The sequence below is a fragment of the Stenotrophomonas sp. 57 genome (genome assembly GCF_030291075.1).
In the GTDB taxonomy this organism is placed as follows: domain Bacteria; phylum Pseudomonadota; class Gammaproteobacteria; order Xanthomonadales; family Xanthomonadaceae; genus Stenotrophomonas.
The window spans coordinates 4,156,907-4,176,950 of record NZ_CP127407.1 but is presented as its reverse complement, the minus strand read 5'-3'; the positions used below and the strand labels follow the sequence as shown (position 1 = coordinate 4,176,950).

Sequence of the window (20,044 nt, the reverse complement as noted above, 5' to 3'; positions counted from 1 at the left end):
CGGAACTCAGGCAAAAGCGGGCAGCGGCGGCGGAGCGGCTTCATGCAGGGCAAGATTGACGCGGTCGCGCGCGCTGGCGATGGCCTCGACCAGACCGCGCACCTGTTCCGGCGTGTGCAGCGCGGACAGCGTGACGCGCAACCGTGCCTTGCCTTCCGGCACGGTCGGCGGGCGGATCGCGCCGACCAGCCAGCCGGCCTGTTCCAGGGCCCTGGACATCGCCATTGCGCTGTGGTCATCGCCGCACAGCAGCGGCTGGATCGGCGTTTCCGAGGCCATCAGGTCCAGCCCGCGGCGGCGTGCTTCGCTGCGGAACAGCCCGATCAGGTCAGCCAGCTTGGAACGGCGCCAGTTGTCGCGGCGCGCCAGGCGCACCGCCTCGAGTGCAGCGGCGGCCATCGCCGGTGGCACGGCGGTGGTGTAGATGTACGGGCGCGCGGTTTCGGCCAAGTGCTCGACCAGGTCGTCGCGGCCCAGCACCAACGCACCGGAACCGCCCAAGGCCTTGCCCAGCGTCACCAGCTGCACCGGTACGTCGTCCACGCCCAGGCCGGCGGCAGCAACGGCGCCACGGCCGTCCCCCACCACGCCCACGCCATGTGCGTCATCGACGTAGAACAACGCCTGCTGCAGGCGCGCGACCAGCGACAACGCACGCAGCGGCGCGATGTCGCCATCCATGCTGAAGACACCGTCGGTGGCGAGCATCGCCGCGCCGTCGGGTGCGTGCTTGAGCTGGCGCATCGCGCCTTCCGCGTCCAGGTGCGGGTAGCGGCGCAGGCGTGCACCGGCCAGCCGCGTCGCATCGAGCAGGCTGGCGTGGTTGAGCTTGTCCTGCACGCAGACGTCGTTCTCTTCGCTCAGCAGCGCCTGCTGCACCGCCAGGTTGGCGGCGAAGCCACTGCCGAACAGCAATGCACGCGGGTAACCCAGCCACTCGGCCACCTCGCGTTCGAGTGCGTCGTGCATCGCGTGGTGGCCACAGACCAGATGCGATGCACCGGCACCGGCACCTTCGCGCGCAGCGGCGTCCTGCAGCGCATTGACCACGCTGAACTGCTGCGCCAGGCCCAGATAATCGTTGCTGCAGAAGCCGGTCAGCCACTGGCCGTCCACCTCAAGGCGCACGCCATCGCGACGGGCGACCGTACGTCGCGGGCGGCGACGGCCTTGGGCATCGCGCAGAGCGCGCTGGGCGTGGAGGCGGGCGGTCAGGTCGGGGCGGGCCATGGTGGCTGAATGCGTCGACGGGGCGGCTAGGGTAGCGCGTTGCCGCGGCGCCTGCTTGCCGCCCGTCTCAGGCCGCGTGAGCGCAGCCGCAGCCGGGCGCGTCGGCGCTGATATCGGCGTGCACGGTGCCGCCGTGGTCGTGGCCTTCGGCATCCACCTGCACCGCCATCGGCTGCAGCCCCAGCCGCGCGAACAGGGCCAGGTCGCGTTCGCTTTCCGGGTTGCCGGTGGTCAGCAGCTTGTCGCCGTAGAAGATCGAGTTGGCACCGGCCAGGAAGCACAGCGCCTGCAGTTCGTCACTCATCGCCTCGCGGCCGGCCGACAGCCGCACCATCGAGCGCGGCATGGCGATGCGCGCCACCGCGATCATGCGCACGAACTCGAACGGGTCAAGCTCGGCGCTGCCATGCAGCGGCGTACCCGCCACCTGCACCAGCTTGTTGATCGGCACCGAATCCGGATGCGCCGGCAGCGTGGCCAGCGCCAGCAGCAGGCCGACGCGCTGCGCGCGCGTCTCGCCCATGCCGACGATGCCGCCGCAGCAGGTCTTCAGGCCGGCATCGCGCACGTGTTCCAGTGTATCCAGGCGGTCCTGGTACTGGCGCGTGTGGATGATCGAATCGTAGTAGTCCGGCGCGGTGTCGAGATTGTGATTGTAGTAGTCCAGACCGGCATCCTTCAGCGCACGCGCCTGCTCGCCACTGAGCATCCCGAGCGTGGCGCAGGTCTCCAGGCCCAGCGCCTTCACCCCGGCGATCATCGCCGCCACCTTCGGGATGTCACGGTCCTTCGGCGATCGCCACGCGGCACCCATGCAGAAGCGCGATGCACCGGCGGCCTTGGCCTGGCGTGCCTTGGCCAGTACCGCATCGGTGTCCATCAGCTTCTGCGCGTTCACCCCGGTGCTGTAGCGCTGCGCCTGCGGGCAGTACGCGCAGTCTTCCGGGCAGCCGCCGGTCTTCACCGACAGCAGGGTGGATACCTGCACCTGCGACGGGTCGAAGTGCTCGCGATGGACCGCTGCGGCGCGGAACAGCAGCTCAGGGAGCGGCAGCTCGAACAGCGCTTGCAGCTCGTCCTGTTGCCAGTCGTGGCGGATGGCAGCAGCCATGGCGGGACCTTGGGTACGAATGGAGCGAGGGCGGCAGTGTGGGTGGGTTGATGAACGCTGTCAACCTAAATAGAGTTATGTTGGTTTACGGAAGGCCGCTCCGATCGCGCTTGTCAGAAGCGCCGCATTTCACCGCATCCTGCAAGGGCTTCGGCCAAAGTGGCCGCTGCCCAACGGAAGCGCTGGCGCGCAGACTCTTTCCCATGACCGATCTCCATCGTCTCCGCGGCCGCATCAGCGCGCTGGTCCTCAGCGAGGCCTGGCGCCGCCGCGCCGCGCTCTGGGGCGGTGCCGTGGCCGTGGCGCTGGTGGCGATCCTGTTCGCCAAGGCCAGCGATGCGGCCTTCCATCTGTTCCAGCGCATCACCGCGCACTCGCCGTGGTGGGCCCTGCTGCTTACGCCAGGCATTTTCGCGCTGCTGGCCTGGCTGACCGCTGGCGTGCTGAAGCCTACGCGCGGCAGCGGCATTCCGCAGGTCATCGCTGCGTTGGACAAGGCGGATGAGCCGTTCCGGAAGACCAACCTGTCACCTGCGGTTTCGGCCGGGAAGCTGCTGCTGACCTCGCTGTCGTTGCTGGGGGGCGCATCGGTCGGCCGCGAGGGCCCGACGGTGCATGTGGGCGCCAGCCTGATGTACCTGTTCGGCCGCTGGTTCGGCTTCAAGGATCCCCGCGAGCTCTCGCACTTCCTGTTGGCTGGCGGCGCTGCGGGTATTGCGGCGGCCTTCAACACGCCGCTGGCGGGCATCGTTTTCGCCATCGAAGAGCTTAGCGGCCGTTTCGAACATCGCTTCTCCGGCACCTTGTTGACCGCGGTGATCGTCGGTGGCGTGGTATCGCTCGGTCTGTTGGGCAACTACACCTATTTCGGTCATGTGAGCGCACGCCTGCCGCTGGGCCAGGGCTGGCTGGCGATCCTGCTGTGCGGCGTGGTGGCAGGCCTGCTGGGTGGGCTGTTCGCACGAGCGGTGCTGGCCAGCGCTGCGGGCCGCCCGCGCTGGCTGGGGCAACTGCGGCAGCGCCATCCGGTCCTGCTGGCCGCAGGCTGCGGTCTGGCGGTGGTCGTGCTGGCGATGGTGTTCGGTGAAGGCGCGTTCGGCACCGGCTACGAACAGGCGCGCAGCCTGGTGCAGGGCCAGGCAATGGTCGGCCACGAATTCGGGCTGATGAAGCTGCTGGCCAACCTGGCGTCGTACGTGGCGGGTATTCCCGGTGGTCTGTTCTCGCCGGCGCTGGCGGTCGGCGCGGGACTGGGCCACAACCTGTCAGTGCTGATGCCGGGCGTGGACCCGCGCGCATTCGTGCTGCTGGGCATGTGCGCTTACCTGACCGGCGTCACCCAGGCACCGCTGACCTCGGCGGTGATCTCGCTGGAACTGACCGACAGTGGTGACTTGCTGTTGCCGATCCTGGCCACGGTGCTGCTTGCTCGTGGTGTATCCGGGCTGGTGTGCCGCGTGCCGATCTATCGCGGTCTGGCGGAGCTGTTGATGGTGCCGGCCTTGGCGCCGTCGGATGCAGGGCATCGCGAACGCTCAGCCTGATGGACGGTGCGGCAACGGATAACGCCGACACCGCAGCAGGCATTCCGGTGATGGCGATGCCCGCAGCGCGGCGGAAAACTGGGGCATGCGCATCCCTCTCTGGCATACGGCAACCCGTGTCTCCCGCGCGCTGCTTCGCGTGCTGCTGCCGCTGCGATGCCTGGTCTGCAACGATGACGGCCACGATGGCCTGGATCTCTGCGCGGCGTGTTACGCGGAACTTCCGTGGGCCGGCCGTGCCTGCCTGCGTTGCGCGCTGCCACTGCCCGACAACGCGCTGATCGTCTGCGGTACCTGCCGTGAGGAAGTGCCGCCGCAGGCCGCCACCCATGCCAGCCTGCTGTATCTGCCGCCGGTCGACCAGCTGCTGGTGCGCTACAAGTTCCACCAGGACCTGGCGGCCGGCCGCCTGCTCGTGCAGCTGATGCAGCGCGCACCGCCGCCCTGGTCGTGCGCGCCACTGGTGCCGGTGCCGCTGCACAACCGCCGCCTGCGCCAGCGCGGCTACAACCAGGCCGCCGAACTGTGCCGGTTGCTACCGATGCCGGTCTGGCAGGGCCTGTATCGGCGCCGGCATACGGCACCGCAGTCGGAGCGCAGCGCCGAACAGCGCCGGGACAACCTCTTCGACGCATTCGCCACGCGCGGATCAGCGCCGGTGCGGCTGACGTTGGTGGATGACGTGATGACCACCGGCAGCACGGTGATGGAGATCGCCGAGACCTTGCGTCTGGTAGGGACTGAAGAGGTGCGCGTGTGGGTCTGCGCGCGCGTGCCGTGATCGCCGCTTTCATGCGCAGGGACTAGGATGGGGCCGATTCCGGATCGAAGGAGTGGCCATGAATTCCCCTTTGTCTCCCTTGCTGTCGGGGGTCGGGCGCAGCTGGTGGATCCTGCTGCTGTACGGGTTGGTTGCGCTTGGCTTCGGCATCATCGCCATTGGCTGGCCGCTGTCGGCGGCGATGGCACTGGCCTGGACGCTGGGCGTGATGGCCATTGTCGAGGGCGTGATCAGCCTGTTCGCCCTGGTCAGCGGCGGCAGCGGCGCGTCGCGTGGCTGGCTGGCGCTGTATGTCATCGCCTCGCTGGGCTTCGGCATCCTGGCGGTGATCAATCCGCTGGCAACGGCCAGCGTGCTGGTGCTGTTCCTGGCCGCGTGGCTGCTGGTGGCCGGCATCTATCGCATCGTGTTCGCGATCCGCGTGCGCAGGCAGATCCAGGGTGAGTGGCTGCTGATCCTCAGCGGCGTACTGGCGGTGGTGCTGGGCCTGCTGTTTGCCGCCAACCCGTATGCGGGCGTGGCGGTGACCACGCTGTGGATCGGCATCGGCAGCCTGCTGTACGGCCTGCTGCAGGTACTGGTGGCGTTCAAGCTGCGGAAGCTGAAGTGAGGGCGGCCTGTCCGCTGCTGTTGGCGACGGCGTTGGGCCTGACCGGATGCATGTCAGGCACCACGCCGGGTACGACCGGGGGAGCGGACCGTCCGCCGCTTCCCGGCGTGGACGTCCGCCTGAGTGCGGTTGACGTGGCCGGGAAGGACGCAGGGGTGCCGTGGCAGGACGAGTGGCTGACGCTTCGGCAACCCCCGATCGCGAACAGCGCGGACATCGCCGATGTGCGCGCGGTGCCGGATGGGAATGGTTTGACGGTGCTGCAGATCCGCTATCGTCCCGAGGCGCACCGGCGCATCCATGATGGCACGGCGGCGCTGGTCGGTCAGCGCATCGCCATCAGCGTGGACGGCCGTGTGGTGACGGTGGCAACGGTACAGGGACCATTTTCTGAATCGATGGGTCTGAGCGGGTTGCCGGGCAAGGACGAGGCGCGGGAACTGGCCAGGCACATCACCGGGAAATGACCGGAGGCGGTGGAGTCGACTGACAGTCGACTCTACCCAGTCGGCAGGCCATGCCTATCGGTAGGCCACACCTCGTCGGCAGGCAACATCCCATCGATACCCCACACCCGGTCGTCAGGCGCGCACGGTTGGCATGTCATGTGAGGGCATGGCCGACGCCAGGAACCGGTGCCGTCAGCTCCGCCTTCCCGCGAACCGTGCCTCGATCTCTTCCAGCGACTTGCCCTTGGTTTCCGGCAGCCACAACGCGGCCACCAGGAAGAACACGAAGGTGCACGCCGCCCAGAACACGAACATGCTGGCGTAGCCGTAGTGGCCCACCGTGGGCAGGAAGATCGCGGCGATGGTGGTTGAGACGAACTGGTTGATCAGCAGCGCGATGCTCATGCCGTTGGAGCGGATGCGGTTCGGCATCAGCTCAGACAATGCCAGCCACACGCACACGCCGGGCCCGACGGCGAAGAACGCGACGAACACCAGGATGCAGGTGGCCACCGCCCAGCCGTGTGCGGGCGGCGGCACCGGCCCGATGCGGGCCTGTTCGATGCGCAGCGGCGCCTGCTCGGCGCTGGCCGGGTCGGCGAACGGGTTGAGGTGCAGCTTGCGGAAGAACGCACCGATCACGCTGTCCGGCTGCACGGTGCCGGCGCGCTCGATGCGCAGCTCGCGATCGGTCAGGTTGTCGCTGCGCAGGGCGCGCACATTGGTGAAGTCACCGTAGGCATACGACACGGTCAGCTGCATCGGCCGGCCTTCGCTGTCGATGCCTGCGCCGAGGCGCTGCCACTGTGCGTCATCCAGCACCAGCTGCAGGCCATCGCGGCTGACCGCCGCCTGCAACTGCGGCTGCACATCGGCGCGGCCGCGCTCGGCCTGGAAGAACAGCGTGGCGGCGGCCAGCAGGGCCACGCAGATACCGCCGCTGCCCAGCATCAACAGGAACTTGCGGCCCTTGCGGTCGACCAGCAGCAGCGCGACCACGGTCATCACCGCGTTGAGCAGCTTGATCGCTACGTCGGCGCCGTTGGCCACCGAGCCGGACAGACCGGCCTGGTTGAGGATGTTGACTGCGTAGGCCAGCACCGAATTGATGCCGGTGGCCTGGGTGCAGGCCAGCACCACGCAGGCCAGCAGGAACGGCACCACGTAGCGGCGGCTGAGCAGCGGATCCCGCTTGCCGTCGCTGCTGCTCGATTCCGGGGCCTGGATCTGGGCCAGCGTGGGCTCGATCTCTGCGGCGGGAAGGACGCGCTGCAGGCTGCGGCGCGCTTCGTCGATGCGGCCGCGGCGCACCAGCCAGCGTGGCGATTCGGACAGCCAGAAGATGCCGGCGCAGAACAGCAGTCCTGGCGCCAGGCAGGTCCAGAAGATGGTGCGCCAGGCGTGGTCCTTCACCGTGAACAGTTCCTGCGCCTGCTCCGCGAACGGCAGCGAGCGCACGGCCTCGGCGGCGGCATCCACGGCATGGGCGTGGTACAGGCCGATCAGGGCTGCCAGCACCAGGCCAACGGTCAGCAGCAGCTGGAACATGGCCGCGCCTCGCCCGCGTCGTTCGGGGCTGAGCACTTCGGCCAGGTACAGCGGAATCACGACGCCGATCAAACCGCCACTGATGCCCTGCAGCAGGCGTCCCAGCAGCAGCGGCGTGTAGCCGGAGGCCAGTGCCATGATCGGAATCGAGGCGGTGAACAGCAGGCCGGCCAGCAGCATCGCGCCGCGGCGGCCGATCAGGTCGGCGATCATGCCGGCGAACAGCGAGGACAACACGCTGCCCAGCAGCACCGCTGCCACCACGAAGCCGAGCTGCTGGCTGCTGAGCTGCCAGGCGTGGCTGGCGGTCGCTTCAAGGTAGGGCAGGGCACCGGCGATGATGCCGATGTCGATGCCGTACAGCAGGCCGCCCAGGCCGCCGATGAAGAGCAGGTAGCGTACGGGCCAGCGCGGAGCGGTGCTTGCGGACATCGGCAGTTCCTGTGGTAGCGCCGGGCCACGCCCGGCGGCGGTTCGTCGCAGAGTGCTTTCTGTAGAGCCGAGCCATGCTCGGCTGCTTTCCGTTCCGATATCGAGGTCCCCCATGCCGCGCTTCGCGCGGTGAGCCGAGCATGGCTCGGCTCTACAGGGAGCCCGCGCGGCGTCCGGGCCGCATCGCGTGTGTCAGTTCAGATCAATCACATGCCCGCCGGCAACCACCTGCTGCAGGCGCAGCTCGGCATCCAGCACCACCAGGTCGGCGCGGGCGTCGGGCGCGATGCGGCCGCGATCGCCCAGGCCCAGGTAGTCGGCCGGGAAGGTGGAAACACGTTGCGATGCATCGGCCAGCTCCAGGCCCACCTGCACCAGATTGCGCAGCGCCTGGTCCATGGTCAGAGCACTACCCGCCAGCGAACCGGTTGCCAGGCGCACGCAGCCGCCGCACTTGTGCACGCGCTGTTCGCCCAGCGCGTACTCGCCATCGGGCATGCCAGTGGCGGCGGTGGCGTCGGTCACCGCGTACAGGCGCGGGATCGCGCGCGCGGCCAGCCGGATCACGCCGGGGTGGATGTGCTGCAGGTCGGGAATGATCTCGGCGTACTGCGCGTGCGCCAGGGCCGCCGCGGCGATGCCCGGTCGATAGTGGTCGACACCGGTCATGCCGTTGAACAGGTGGGTGAAACCGGAAGCGCCGGCTTGTAGGGCGGCCACACCGTCCTCGTAAGTGCCAGCGCTGTGGCCGAGCTGCACGCGGATGCCCATCGCGGAAAGCGCGGGAATCAGCGCGGTGTGCTCGCCGATCTCCGGCGCCAGCGTCATCACCCGGATCGGTGCCAGCGCGTGCAGCTGCTGCACCAGCGCCAGTGTTGCTTCGATGGTACGGTTGGGCTGTGCGCCCAGCCGCTGCGGGCTGATGAACGGTCCTTCCAGATGCACACCGGCAATGCAGGCCGCATCGGCATCGGGCGCCGCCATGGTGGCGGCCACGCCCTGCAGCGCATGCTCGATCTCGTCCAGGCCGGCGGTCATGGTGGTCGCCAGCAGCGTAGTGGTGCCGAAGCGCAGATGGGTGCGGGCGATGGTGCGCGCCACGTCACCGCCCTGCATCAGGTCCACGCCCGCCGCACCGTGCACATGCAGGTCGATGAAGCCGGGCAGGATCACCGGCAATTGCAGATCGCCAGCGCCGCTGTGGTCATCCACCTGCAGCTGGCGCACGTGGGAATCGAAGTGGACCTGGCCACGCCGCCAACCCAGCGGCGTGAGGATGCGGCCATGCAGGGAGCGGGTGTCGGTCATGCGGCGGGCTCGGCGATGATCACTTCAATGCCCAGCCGCTGCAGGCCCTCGCGCGAGGCGTCGTCGATGCCGGCATCGGTGATGATGGTGTGGATCTGATCCAGCAGTGCGATGCGGTGCAGGCTGACGCGCCCGAACTTGGAGGCGTCAGTCAGCACCACGATGCGGCGTGCGCGCTCGACCATGCGGTGGTTGAGGCGGGCTTCGGCTTCGTCGTGCGTGGTCAGCCCGAACTGCAGGTCCAGGCCGTCCACGCCCAGGAACAGGGTATCGAAGCTGTAGGAGTTGAGGCTGGCTTCGGCCTGGCTGCCCTGCAGCGACAGCGACTGCTGGCGCAGCAGTCCACCGGTCAGCAGCACGTTGATGCCGGGCGCGTTGGCCAGTTCCCAGGCGATGTTCAGCCCGTTCGTCATCACCGTCACGTCGCGCTGCGTGCGCAGGTGGCGGGCCAGGGTCATCGTGGTCGAGCCGGAGTCGATGATGATGTTGTCACCGGGCCGCACCAGGCGCGCGGCACACGCGCCGATCGATTCCTTCAGCGGCAGGTTCAGTGCGTCCTTTTCGTGGATGTCCTGTTCCTGCGGCGGCGTGCGCACCAGCGTGGCGCCACCGTGGGTACGGTTGGCCAGGCCCTGCGATTCGAAGTGGGTCAGGTCGGCACGGATGGTCACCGCCGACACGCCGAAGCGCTCGACCAGATCGGCCACCTGCACCGAGCCGTGCTCGATCAGCAGCTGCAGGATCTGTTGCCGGCGGGAGCGGGTGTTGCGCATGGCCATTCTCGGTGTCGCGGGGAAAGGTAGAGATTAGCCGTTCGCAGCAGCGGCAGCAGCCGAGCCTGCGTTCTGCGGGCGGGTTCCGGCCTGGTTGGCGCTGCATGCACGGGCGTACTCGTCCAGGCACAGGCCGACGCGATGCTGTGCCAGCGCGGCAGGCGTATTGGCCAGGGTGCCCTCGCGCACGGCGCGGTACTGCTCGGGCAGGTACTGGCTGAGCAGTACCAGCGGCGGCGCGTGTTGTTCCAGGTTGGCGAACAGGGTCTGCACCGCCTGTACCAGCGCCGGCTCGCCCCAGTAGTAGCGGCAGCGGTCGCTGAAGGAATAGCGGCGCAGCAGGCGCAGCGCTGCCTCATCGCCCTGGTAGTAGGACTGCCAGTACTTCGGCTGCGCCACCATCACCTCGTCCAGCACCTGCGGCAGGCGCGAGCACTGCGCTGCGGGCAGCAGTTCGGCTTCGATTGCGGCCAGCGCGAACAGCGCCTCGCGGTAGGCGAAGGTCGCGGCCGGGCCGACTTTGAGGATGGCGAAGTGGTCGCGCACTAGCGCGTGCAGGCCGTTTTCTCGCTGGTAATCGGTGGAATGCGCTTCGAACACGATGCGCGGCTGCTGTTCGAGGAAATCGGCCAGCGCCCCCGCGGCCGCTGCGTCGTACTCGTGCACGCTGCTGTGGTCGAAGTCCACGCCCGGCTGCACCACCATGGCGATCACGCGCTGCCACGCATCGCGCAGTTGCGGTGTATCGAACGCCTGCTGGTGGATGGCCAGGGTCTGCGCCGCAGCAGCGGGCGTGGTCACCTGTAGGCCTTCGGCCAGCGAGGCTTCACCGCCGGGAATCGGCACTTCGGTACCGATCACGTAGACCGGCGGCGGCAGGCCATGATCCGCAGCGGTACGCTCGGCGATCTCGGCCAGTTCCGCCGAACGCGCCGCGACGACGGCATCGGGCAGCGGCACCGGGTCATCGGCGCAGGACATGCTGCAATCGAGGTGGATCTTGTGGAAACCGGCGGCGACGTAGGCTTCGATCAGCACGCGCGCGTGGCTCATCGCCTCGGCGGCCGGGCGCTTCTGCCAGGCATTCGGGCCGAGGTGATCACCGCCCAGAACCAGCCGCTCGCGCGGGAAGCCTTCCTCATCGGCCAGCACGCCGACGTAGTCGCGGTACTGTGGTGGGGTCATGCCGGTGTAGCCGCCGAACTGATCGACCTGGTTGGAGGTGGCCTCGATCAGCAGCATGGTGCCGTGCGCCAGTGCCACGTGCATGGCCGCGCGCAGCACCTGTTCGTTGCTGCAGCAGACGCTGTACAGGCCGACATTGGCACCGGCGCGGTGGGAGGCAAGCAGGGTCTGCAACGGGGACATGGTCAGGCTCCGGTCGATCAGGAAAACGAGGGTTGGCAGGCGAGCAGGGCGGCACCGCGAGCGCCGCCGGCATCGCCGAAACGCGGCGGCACGATCGGCGGTACCTGCACGCCGTTGAACAGATGCGCGGAAATCGCGGCCGGCAGCTGCTGGTACAGCGGCGCGTACTGCGACAGGCCGCCGCCGAGCACGATCACGTGCGGGTCCAGCGCCAGCACCAGCGCGGCCAGGCTGTGGCCAAGCAGGTCGCGATGGATGTCCAGCGCCTTGCGCGCACGTGCATCACCGGTTTCGGCCAGTGCGATCACTGCGCTGGCATCGTTGGCGCTGCCACCGAGGTGACGCTCGATCATTGCCAGCCCGCTGCCGGACACGTAGCGCTCCACGCAGCCCTGCAGGCCGCAGGCGCAGTCGATCAGTGGCAGGCCGTGGCGCTGCAGCAGGTGGCCAGGCACGCTCCAATGGCCCCATTCGCCCGCCAGCCCGTTGAAGCCGGACAGCAGGCGGCCCTGCAGGCAGAAGCCACCGCCAGCGCCGGTGCCGAGGATGGCGCCGAACATGCTGGGGTAACCGGCGGCGGCCCCGCCACGTGCCTCGGACAGGGCGAAGCACTGCAGGTCATTGCCGAAGTGCAGCGGACGCTGCAGGCGAGCCTGCAGGTCGGCGGCCACGCTGTGGCCGGTCAATGCCGGCACATTCGCACTCAGCTGGCGGCCGCTGCGACGATCACGCACACCGGGCAGGGCGATACCGATGGCCGCATCGCTGCGACCCAGCGCGGCATCGGCCTCGGCCACCAGGGTCACCACCGCCTGCAGGAAACCGTCGTAGTCGCCCTGCGGCGTGCTGACCCGGCGGCGCCAGGTGACCTGCGTCGCCGCATCGCACGCCACCAGCTCGATCTTGGTGCCGCCGATGTCGATGCCGTAGCAGGCGTGGGCGATCAGCTCAGCCATGGTGGATGGTGACGCCCTTGACGACGCGGTTGACGGTGCCGTCCGGGAACGGGTTGTCCGGGGTCAGGCCGAGCGCGGCCGAGCGCTGCAGCGCGAACAGCTGCGCAAAGCCCAGCCACACCGGGGCCAGCCACGGGTCGTCCAGTGCCGGTACGGTGAGCGTGTACTCGTCTTCGGCACCGATATCCGAATGCGGGCCGATCGCCAGCACCTGGCCGGCCACGCCATCGCGGCGCAGTTCTTCCAGCAGGTCCTGTTCGTAGCGGCGCGCCAGCGGCTGCACGCTGCGCAGCACCACCACCAGGGTGTTGCCATCCAGCGTCGACTTGGGGCCATGGCGGAAGCCCAGTGGCGTATTGGCCAACGCCAGCACGCGGCCGGCGGTCAGCTCCAGCACCTTCAGCGCGCACTCGCGCGCCAGCGCTTCCAGCGGGCCGCTGCCGAGGTAGATGATGCGGTTGAACGGGCGCTGCGCCAGCTCCGCCACCGGTGCATCCCACTGCGCCAGGCCTTCGCGGGCCAGCGCGGCGATCTGCTTCAGGCGCGCCACGCGCGCATCCCACGGCGAACGATCGAACACGGTCAGTGCGGCCAGCAGCATGCAGGTCAGGCTGCTGGTCATGGCGAAGGCGCGATCGCAGCTGGCCGACGGCATCAGCAGGGTGCAGGTATCGGCGCGGCCGGCGCCACGACGGGCCAGTTCGCCGTCGGCGTTGCAGGTGATGTCGAGGAAGCGCGCGTCATCCACATCGCTGCGCACGCGGTCCACCGCGGCCACGCTTTCCGGGCTGGAACCGCTGCGGCCGAACGAGACCAGCAGGGTGGGGCGGTCGCGCTGCAGGTACAGCGCCGGGTGGGTCAGCAGGCTGGTGGTGTGCACCACGCGCACCTCGGCCGGCCACTGCGCGTTGATCGCGTCGGCCACCATTTCGGCGATGAAGCCGGAGCTGCCGGCGCCGGTGAACAGCACGCGCAGGCTCGGGTCATTGAGGCTGTCGCCGAGGAAGGCCTGCAGGCGGTCGCGGGCACGCGCCAGGTCTTGGGCGAGGGCGTCCCACAGCGCAGGCTGCTGGGCGATTTCGGTAGCGGTATCGGCTCCGCCCAGGCGCTGCCAGGCGGACACATCGGAAAGCAGGGTGACGTCCATTCGGAGGTTCCAGTTGGGCCAGCGCACCATCTGTGTTTTCTTTCGAAATGTCAAATACCGAAAGCAAAAAGAAAGAAAATATGGTGTGCGACTTCCCATGCATTGCCCGTCCATGGAAACGAAAGAAACGTCCGGATGCCGTATCGCACAATGCTTAACAGGCAGCTGCAAGCGATTACGCAAAGTACTGCGACGCACAAACTTTCGTTTCAACAGAATATATCTTCCTTTTTCCTTTCAATTTGTTGACATCTTTCGAATCGCTGCCCTAGAGTCGGCCCAATCGCTTTCGAAACGCCCGGTGAACGGGTTGGGAGTCCGCGTGGAAAACTGCGTTCGTCGCTCGCCGCTGCTGCTGGCCTTGTTGCCGGCGTTGATGCTGGCGTCCACGTCGGCCCATGCCGAGCCGGTCGGCAATCTGCGTTCGGTTGCCGCCAGCGCCAGCCGCGACGGCGTGCAGGGCTGGGACCTGCAGACCGACAAGGGCGCGCGCATCCGCATCGAACTGCCGGCCGCCGACATCATCCGCGTGCAGGCAGGCCGCAATGGCACGCTGACCGGTGCCGGCGACAAGGCTGCACCGATCGTGCTGCCGCAGCCCAAGGCCAACGTGCAGGCGAAGCTGGAAGAAGACGCGCAGGAGGTCCGCGTGCGGACCGAGGCACTGGTGCTGCACGTACAGCGTCAGCCGCTGCGCATGCGCCTGGAGCGCCTGGACAACGGCCAGCCGACCGCCCTGTGGCAGGAGCTTCAGTCGCTGGACCTGGATGCCTCGCAGAGCGTGCAGGTGCTGTCCTCGCAGGCCGATGAAAGCTACTTCGGCGGTGGCCAGCAGAACGGCCGCTACCAGTTCAAGGGCCGCGAGCTGGACGTGTCCTATTCCGGCGGCTGGGAAGAGGGCGACCGCCCCAGCCCGGCGCCGATGCTGCTGAGCAGCCGTGGCTGGGGCATGCTGCGCAATACCTGGAGCGATGGCAGCTACGACCTGCGCCAGAGCGACCAGGCCACGCTGCTGCATCGCGAAGACCGCTTCGATGCCTATTACTTCGTCGGCGCCGATCTGCCGAAACTGATCGAGCGCTACACCCAACTGACCGGCCGCCCGAACATGGTCGCGCGCTGGGCGCTGTCCTACGGCGACGCCGATTGCTACAACGACGGCGACAACAGCAAGAAGCCCGGCACCGTGCCCGAAGGCTGGAGCGACGGCCCGACCGGCACCACGCCCGACGTGATCGACAGCGTGGCCAAGCAGTACCGCGCCCACGACATGCCCGGTGGCTGGATCCTGCCCAACGATGGCTATGGCTGTGGCTACAAGCAGCTGCCGGAAACCGTGAAAGGCCTGGCCGGTTACGGCTTCCGCACCGGCCTTTGGACCGAGAACGGTGTCGACAAGATCGCCTGGGAAGTCGGCAAGGCCGGCAGCCGCGTGCAGAAGCTGGACGTGGCCTGGACCGGCAAGGGCTACCAGTTCGCGATGGACGCCAACCGCCAGGCGTTCAACGGCATCCTCGACAATTCCGATTCGCGCCCGTTCCTGTGGACGGTGATGGGCTGGGCCGGCATCCAGCGCTATGCGGTGGCCTGGACCGGCGACCAGAGCAGCAGCTGGGATTACATCCGCTGGCACGTGCCGACCCTGGTCGGGTCGGGCCTGTCCGGCATGGCCTACGCCAGCGGCGATGTGGATGCGATCTTCGGCGGCAGCGCCGAGACCTTCACCCGCGACCTGCAGTGGAAGGCGTTCACCCCGGTGCTGATGGGCATGAGCGGCTGGTCGTCGAACGCACGCAAGCATCCGTGGTGGTACGACGAGCCCTACCGCAGCATCAACCGCGATTACCTGAAGTTGAAGATGCGCCTGACCCCGTACATGTACGGGCTGGTGCACGAGGCCGCGCAGACCGGTGCGCCGCCGGTGCGTGGCCTGATGTGGGACAACCCGCGCGACCCGCACGCGCAGGATGAAACCTACAAGTACCAGTTCCTGCTCGGTCGCGACCTGCTGGTAGCGCCGGTGTACCGCAGCCAGGCCGCCAGCCGTGGCTGGCGTCGCGACATCCACCTGCCGGCCGGTGGATGGATCGACTACTGGGATGGCCGCCGTGTGCAGGCTGGCGCCGATGGCCGCCAGCTCGACCGCCAGGTGGACCTGGCCACGCTGCCGGTGTTCGTGCGTGCAGGAGCCATCCTGCCGATGTACCCGTCGATGCTGTTCGACGGTGAGAAGCCGCTCGATGAAGTGACCTTCGACCTGTACCCGCAGGGCGAGTCGCAGTACACGCTGTACGAAGACGATGGCAACACGCGCCGCTACCAGCAGGGCGAGTCGAGCACGCAGGTGATCCGCGTGCAGGCGCCAGCGCAGGGCAGTGGCCCGGTGCAGGTGCAGATCGATGCGGTGCAGGGCCAGTACAACGGCCAGCTGCCGCAGCGCCGCTACAGCCTGCGCGTGCTCAGCCGCCAGGCGCCGCGTGCGGTGCAGGCCGCCGGCCGCCCGCTGCCGGCGCTGGCTGATGCCGCTGCGTTCAACGCTGCGGCTGAAGGCTGGTACTTCGATGCCGCTGAACGACGCGGCACGCTGCATGTGCGCACCGCCAGCCAGGACATCCGCCAGCCGCTGCAGCTGCAGCTGGACTTCGCGGTCGCCGCCGCCGCTGCCGACGACGCCTATCCGGCGGCACCGGTGCTCGGCCGCGAACTGCCGGCCGACAGCCTGCTGGTGGTCAACCGCCCGGCCGAAGAGCCCGGCCACGCGCTGGAAAACGCCTTCGATGATGACCCCGGCACCTGGTTCCGCAGTGTGCGCAACCAGGCCGTGCGCACCGGTGCCCACGAATGGGTGATCGGGTTGGGCGAGCGCAGGATGATCGATGGCATCGACATTGCGCCGCGCAATGACAAGAACTGGAAACACGGCCAGGTACGCGACTACGAGGTGTACCTGGGTGACAGCAATGGCGAGTGGGGCGAGCCGATCGCCCGCGGCCGCCTGCAGTTGAAGGAAGGCGTGCAGCGCATCGCGTTCCCGGCCCATGCCGGCCGCCTGCTGCGCTTCCGCGTGCTGAGCGTGCAGAACCCCGAAGGCGACGGCGCCAGCAGCACCGACCCGATGGTCACGGCCGCACAGGGCAGTGCCCGCGCCTTTGATGCGCTGCAGCCGCGCGACGTCGGCCCGATCGCACTGTCCACCTTCCACATCCTCGAACACCAGGAACCGGAGCGACCGGCCCGGCAGCGCTATCTCTCCGAGCTGCCGGTGCCGGCCGCGCTGGCCAGCCAGGTGCGCGCCGACCAGTCGTTCCGTGGCGACGCCGGCATGCGCATGAACGGCCTGCAGTTCCGCCGTGGCCTGGGCGTCGGCGCCAACAGCCGCATCGACCTGCGCCTGCAGGGCGGCTGGCACCTGCTGCGTGCCGACCTAGGCATCGACGATGCCTGCCGCAGCGCCGGTGGCCTGCAGTTCCAGGTCTGGGGTGACAACCGCCTGCTGTACGACAGCGGCCTGGTGAAGGCACCCGGCGTGGTCAAGCCGGAGCTGGACATCCGTGGCCTTTCCAGCCTGAGCCTGCGCACGCTGGGTGCGCAGGGCAGCCAACCCGCCCAGGTCTGTGCCAACTGGGCCAACGCCGTGCTGATCGGCCAGGAGGGCGACTCCGCCAGCATCGTCGCCCCATGACCCCCTCGTAACACCGCTCCTCCCCCGCCCATTCCGACTACGGCCCTCATGGCCGTGGCCCGGGAGCGTTTTGCCCGCCGATTCACCATTCGCGCCGCACCCCTGCCAGGAGAGAACCCCGATGTTGCCCGTCCGCCACCACCGCCCCCCCTGTCGTTCGATCGCTCCGCTGTCGCTGGCCATCGCCGGCGTGCTGCTGTCGGTCGCCGTTCCTGCCTTCGCCCATGAGAGCAAGGACAAGGCCACCGACCTTGCCCGCATCGAGGTCACCGGCTCCAACATCCGCCGCACCGACGTTGAAACCGCCTCCCCGGTACAGGTGATCAGCAAGCAGGACATCCAGAACATGGGTGCGCGCACGTTGCTGCAGGTGCTGGACAACCTCCCAGCCGCACGTCCAGCGCAGCAGGACGCGCGTTCGCTGTTCACCGGTTCCGATGGTGCTTCGCAGGCCAACCTGCGTGGCTTGGGCGCGCAGGGCACGCTGGTGCTGCTGAACGGTCGTCGCCTGTCGTACTACGGCGCACCGGCCGGCTTCCAGACCCAGTTCGTCAACATCGATGCGATTCCGGCCGCGGCCATCGAGCGCATGGAAGTGCTGACCGACGGCGCCTCGGCGGTGTACGGCACCGACGCGGTGGCCGGCGTGATCAACGTGATCACCAAGCGCAACTTCCAGGGTGCCGAGGTCAGCTTCACCAACGACACCTCCTCGCGCATCGACTCCTACGGCGAGCGCCAGGCCAGCATCACCGCCGGTTTCGGTGACCTGGCCGAAAACCGCTTCAACATCTACGGCGCGGTGAACATGTACCGCCGCGACGCGATTCCGCTGAGCGACTTCTACGACAAGCGCCCCGACCAGTACTACGTCAACAACCCGAACTACCTCAACAACCTGCGCCTGGGCGTGGGCAGCAAGCCGGGCGAGTTCAACCCGGGCAGCTACTTCGCCTTCGATCCGGTCACCGGCCGCCGTGTGCAGGAAGCTGCGCCGGGCTGCAAGAACGTGCTGACCAGTGAAGCGGCCGGCCCGCGTTGCGTCTGGGAAACCTGGATGAACAACGAGATCGATGCCGGTGCCAAGTCCGAGCGCAATACCGCCTACCTCAACGGCACTTTCCTGGTGGGTGACAGCACCGAGATCTTCGCCGAGGCGACCTACACCGACATCGACCTGCGCGCCAACGGCGGTACGCCGCGCACCTACGGCACCACCACCGGCAACCCGACCAGCTGGTTCTCGCGCAACACCGGCAACACCGTCAACCAGTTCCTGTACCCGTTCCTGGGCCCGAACAACGAGTACAACCACGCCAGCGCGCAGATGAAGGCAATGATGGGCGGCGTGGTCGGCCTGACCTACCTGCTGCAGGATGCCGGCCCGAGCTACTTCGGCCAGCGCAACACCGACAAGAGCTACCGCGTGCTGGCCGGTGCGCGTGGCAGCCGCGGTGACTGGAACTGGGAGACCGCGTTTGCCAGCGCCGGTACCCACTCCACCACCTACCAGACGATCAACGTCAACACCAAGGGCTTCGAGAAGGCCTTCGGTCCGTACACGATCGATCCGGGCACCGGCCGGGTCATCATCTCCGACCACCCGGCGTACAAGTTCGGCGAGATCAGTGAAGCCAACGCCGCGCTGATCCGCGAAGCGTTCCCGACCTTCGACATCCAGTCGTGGACCCGCCTGCACACCCTCGACGGCAAGATCGAAGGCCCGCTGTTCCAGCTGCCTGCCGGTGAGATGCGTGCGGCCTTCGGCTTCAACGCCAGCCGCGAAACCTTCTACACCCCGGGCAACGCCGACGCCGCCAACGGCCTGATCACCCAGCAGGGTGGTTCGTGGTTCGATGGCAAGCGCAACACCTACGCGCTGTTTGCCGAGACCGTGGCGCCGATCACCGACAAGCTGGAACTGGATGCGGCGGTGCGCGTGGACAAGTACCCGAACTTCAGCGCCAACGTGGCACCGAAGATCGGCTTCAAGTACCAGGCCTTCGACCAGCTGATGCTGCGCGGTACCTACTCGACCGGTTTCCGTGCACCGAGCCTGGCCGAATCCGGCAACGGCGGCGTGTTCGCGCAGCTGGGTGGCTACCGCGACGAGCTGCGCTGCAACGAGACCAACGCCATCGCCAACCTGCTGCTGCGCTCGCAGCGTCCGGGCGATGTCGACCTGGGCAAGAACCTGCTGAACGTCGATTGCAGCCGCACCGTGGCCCGCATGACCCAGCCGAACAAGAACCTGAAGCCGGAGAAGGCCAAGATCGCCACCCTCGGCTTCGTCTACGAGCCGGCCACCTGGCTGTCGGTGTCGGCCGACTACTGGTTCATCTACCGCAACAATGAAATCGTTGCGCCGGACTACCGCCGCATGGAAGACATCATCTCGATGTCGCGCTCGCCGATCACCGACAGCGACCGCGCCAACCTGGCGCAGCTGGCTGCAATGTGTGCCGACCCGGCCAGTGGCGTGAGCTGCCCGTCGGTGCTGCCGGGCTACTCGGCCGGCAACGTGGCCAGCGTGGTGGGCCAGTACAAGAACCGTGGCAAGACGCTGATCGACGGCTTCGACATCGACGCGCGCAGCCGCTTCTCGCTGGGTGACTGGGGCAACCTGAACATCGGTCTGGCCGCCACCATCGCCAACCGCAACCGCTTCTACATGGACGCCGAGAACGGCTGGTACTACGGCGACGTGGTCGGCTACTACAACAACCCGCGCCTGCGTGCCACGCTCAATGCCGACTGGACCTACAAGCAGGTGACCACCAGCATGTTCGTCAACTACGTGGGCGGCACCAAGTGGGCCACCGACCAGGTCGATGAGGCAAGCAACAACAAGGAAACCTGCACCGGCGGCTACCTGGCCCTGCAGAAGAGCAAGTGTGATGGTGCGCCGTCGTGGTGGACCGCCAACATGAGCGTCACCTGGCGTCCGGATGATGCCTGGAACCTGAGCTTCACCGTCAAGAACCTGTTCAATCGCCTGCCGTTCTACGATCCGAACAGCTTCCTGGGTGACTCCAGTGACTACGCCACCATCTTCGGCCGTGGTTACAGTGTGACCATCGGCTACCGTTTCAAGTAATTCCGTTT

General features: G+C 67.9%; 14 protein-coding genes. 6 read left to right on the top strand and 8 right to left on the bottom strand.

Annotated features, from left to right (window positions below; translation table 11 throughout):
• Positions 1 to 6: 6 nt before the first annotated feature.
• Positions 7 to 1,230, bottom strand: a complete 1,224-nt coding sequence (gene bioF / locus QP512_RS19205; protein WP_286070275.1) for an 8-amino-7-oxononanoate synthase — start codon at positions 1,228 to 1,230, stop codon at positions 7 to 9.
• 67 nt (positions 1,231 to 1,297) lie between these two features.
• Positions 1,298 to 2,341 (bottom strand): biotin synthase BioB, encoded by a 1,044-nt coding sequence (bioB, locus tag QP512_RS19200; RefSeq protein WP_286070274.1) that lies wholly within the window; start codon positions 2,339 to 2,341, stop codon positions 1,298 to 1,300.
• A 203-nt stretch (positions 2,342 to 2,544) separates the two neighbouring features.
• Here bioB and QP512_RS19195 point away from each other — a divergent pair, with 203 nt between their 5' ends.
• From QP512_RS19195 to QP512_RS19180, 4 genes are all read left to right on the top strand, one after another.
• Positions 2,545 to 3,885, top strand: coding sequence for a chloride channel protein (locus QP512_RS19195; RefSeq protein ID WP_286070273.1), 1,341 nt, complete (start codon positions 2,545 to 2,547; stop codon positions 3,883 to 3,885).
• 85 nt (positions 3,886 to 3,970) lie between these two features.
• Positions 3,971 to 4,666: a ComF family protein gene (locus tag QP512_RS19190; protein WP_286070272.1), complete on the top strand. Its 696-nt coding sequence runs from the start codon at positions 3,971 to 3,973 to the stop codon at positions 4,664 to 4,666.
• A gap of 58 nt (positions 4,667 to 4,724) precedes the next feature.
• Positions 4,725 to 5,276: an HdeD family acid-resistance protein gene (locus tag QP512_RS19185; RefSeq protein WP_286070271.1), complete on the top strand. Its 552-nt coding sequence runs from the start codon at positions 4,725 to 4,727 to the stop codon at positions 5,274 to 5,276.
• A gap of 107 nt (positions 5,277 to 5,383) precedes the next feature.
• The gene (locus QP512_RS19180) at positions 5,384 to 5,743 is read left to right on the top strand and encodes a hypothetical protein (RefSeq protein WP_345783092.1); all 360 of its coding nucleotides are present in this window, start codon (positions 5,384 to 5,386) and stop codon (positions 5,741 to 5,743) included.
• Between the two features lie 174 nt (positions 5,744 to 5,917).
• Here QP512_RS19180 and QP512_RS19175 read toward each other — a convergent pair whose 3' ends face one another.
• From QP512_RS19175 to QP512_RS19150, 6 genes are all read right to left on the bottom strand, one after another.
• Complete coding sequence (locus QP512_RS19175; RefSeq protein ID WP_286070269.1) at positions 5,918 to 7,705, bottom strand: MFS transporter; 1,788 nt, start codon at positions 7,703 to 7,705, stop codon at positions 5,918 to 5,920.
• Positions 7,706 to 7,897: 192 nt separating this feature from the next.
• Positions 7,898 to 9,013 (bottom strand): amidohydrolase family protein, encoded by a 1,116-nt coding sequence (locus tag QP512_RS19170; RefSeq protein WP_286070268.1) that lies wholly within the window; start codon positions 9,011 to 9,013, stop codon positions 7,898 to 7,900.
• Positions 9,010 to 9,786: a DeoR family transcriptional regulator gene (locus QP512_RS19165; protein WP_286070267.1), complete on the bottom strand. Its 777-nt coding sequence runs from the start codon at positions 9,784 to 9,786 to the stop codon at positions 9,010 to 9,012. The genes QP512_RS19170 and QP512_RS19165 overlap by 4 nt, the downstream gene beginning before the upstream one ends.
• Positions 9,787 to 9,819: 33 nt before the next feature.
• Entirely contained in the window at positions 9,820 to 11,154 is a 1,335-nt protein-coding gene (locus tag QP512_RS19160; RefSeq protein ID WP_286070266.1) for a D-tagatose-bisphosphate aldolase, class II, non-catalytic subunit, read from the bottom strand.
• Between the two features lie 17 nt (positions 11,155 to 11,171).
• Positions 11,172 to 12,110 (bottom strand): ROK family protein, encoded by a 939-nt coding sequence (locus QP512_RS19155; RefSeq protein ID WP_286070265.1) that lies wholly within the window; start codon positions 12,108 to 12,110, stop codon positions 11,172 to 11,174.
• Positions 12,103 to 13,257, bottom strand: a complete 1,155-nt coding sequence (locus QP512_RS19150) for an SIS domain-containing protein (protein WP_286070264.1) — start codon at positions 13,255 to 13,257, stop codon at positions 12,103 to 12,105. The genes QP512_RS19155 and QP512_RS19150 overlap by 8 nt, the downstream gene beginning before the upstream one ends.
• A gap of 322 nt (positions 13,258 to 13,579) precedes the next feature.
• Here QP512_RS19150 and QP512_RS19145 point away from each other — a divergent pair, with 322 nt between their 5' ends.
• On the top strand, positions 13,580 to 16,939 hold the full coding sequence (locus QP512_RS19145) for a TIM-barrel domain-containing protein (protein WP_286070263.1): 3,360 nt from the start codon (positions 13,580 to 13,582) through the stop codon (positions 16,937 to 16,939).
• A 121-nt stretch (positions 16,940 to 17,060) separates the two neighbouring features.
• Entirely contained in the window at positions 17,061 to 20,036 is a 2,976-nt protein-coding gene (locus QP512_RS19140) for a TonB-dependent receptor (protein ID WP_286070262.1), read from the top strand.
• Positions 20,037 to 20,044: the final 8 nt, after the last annotated feature.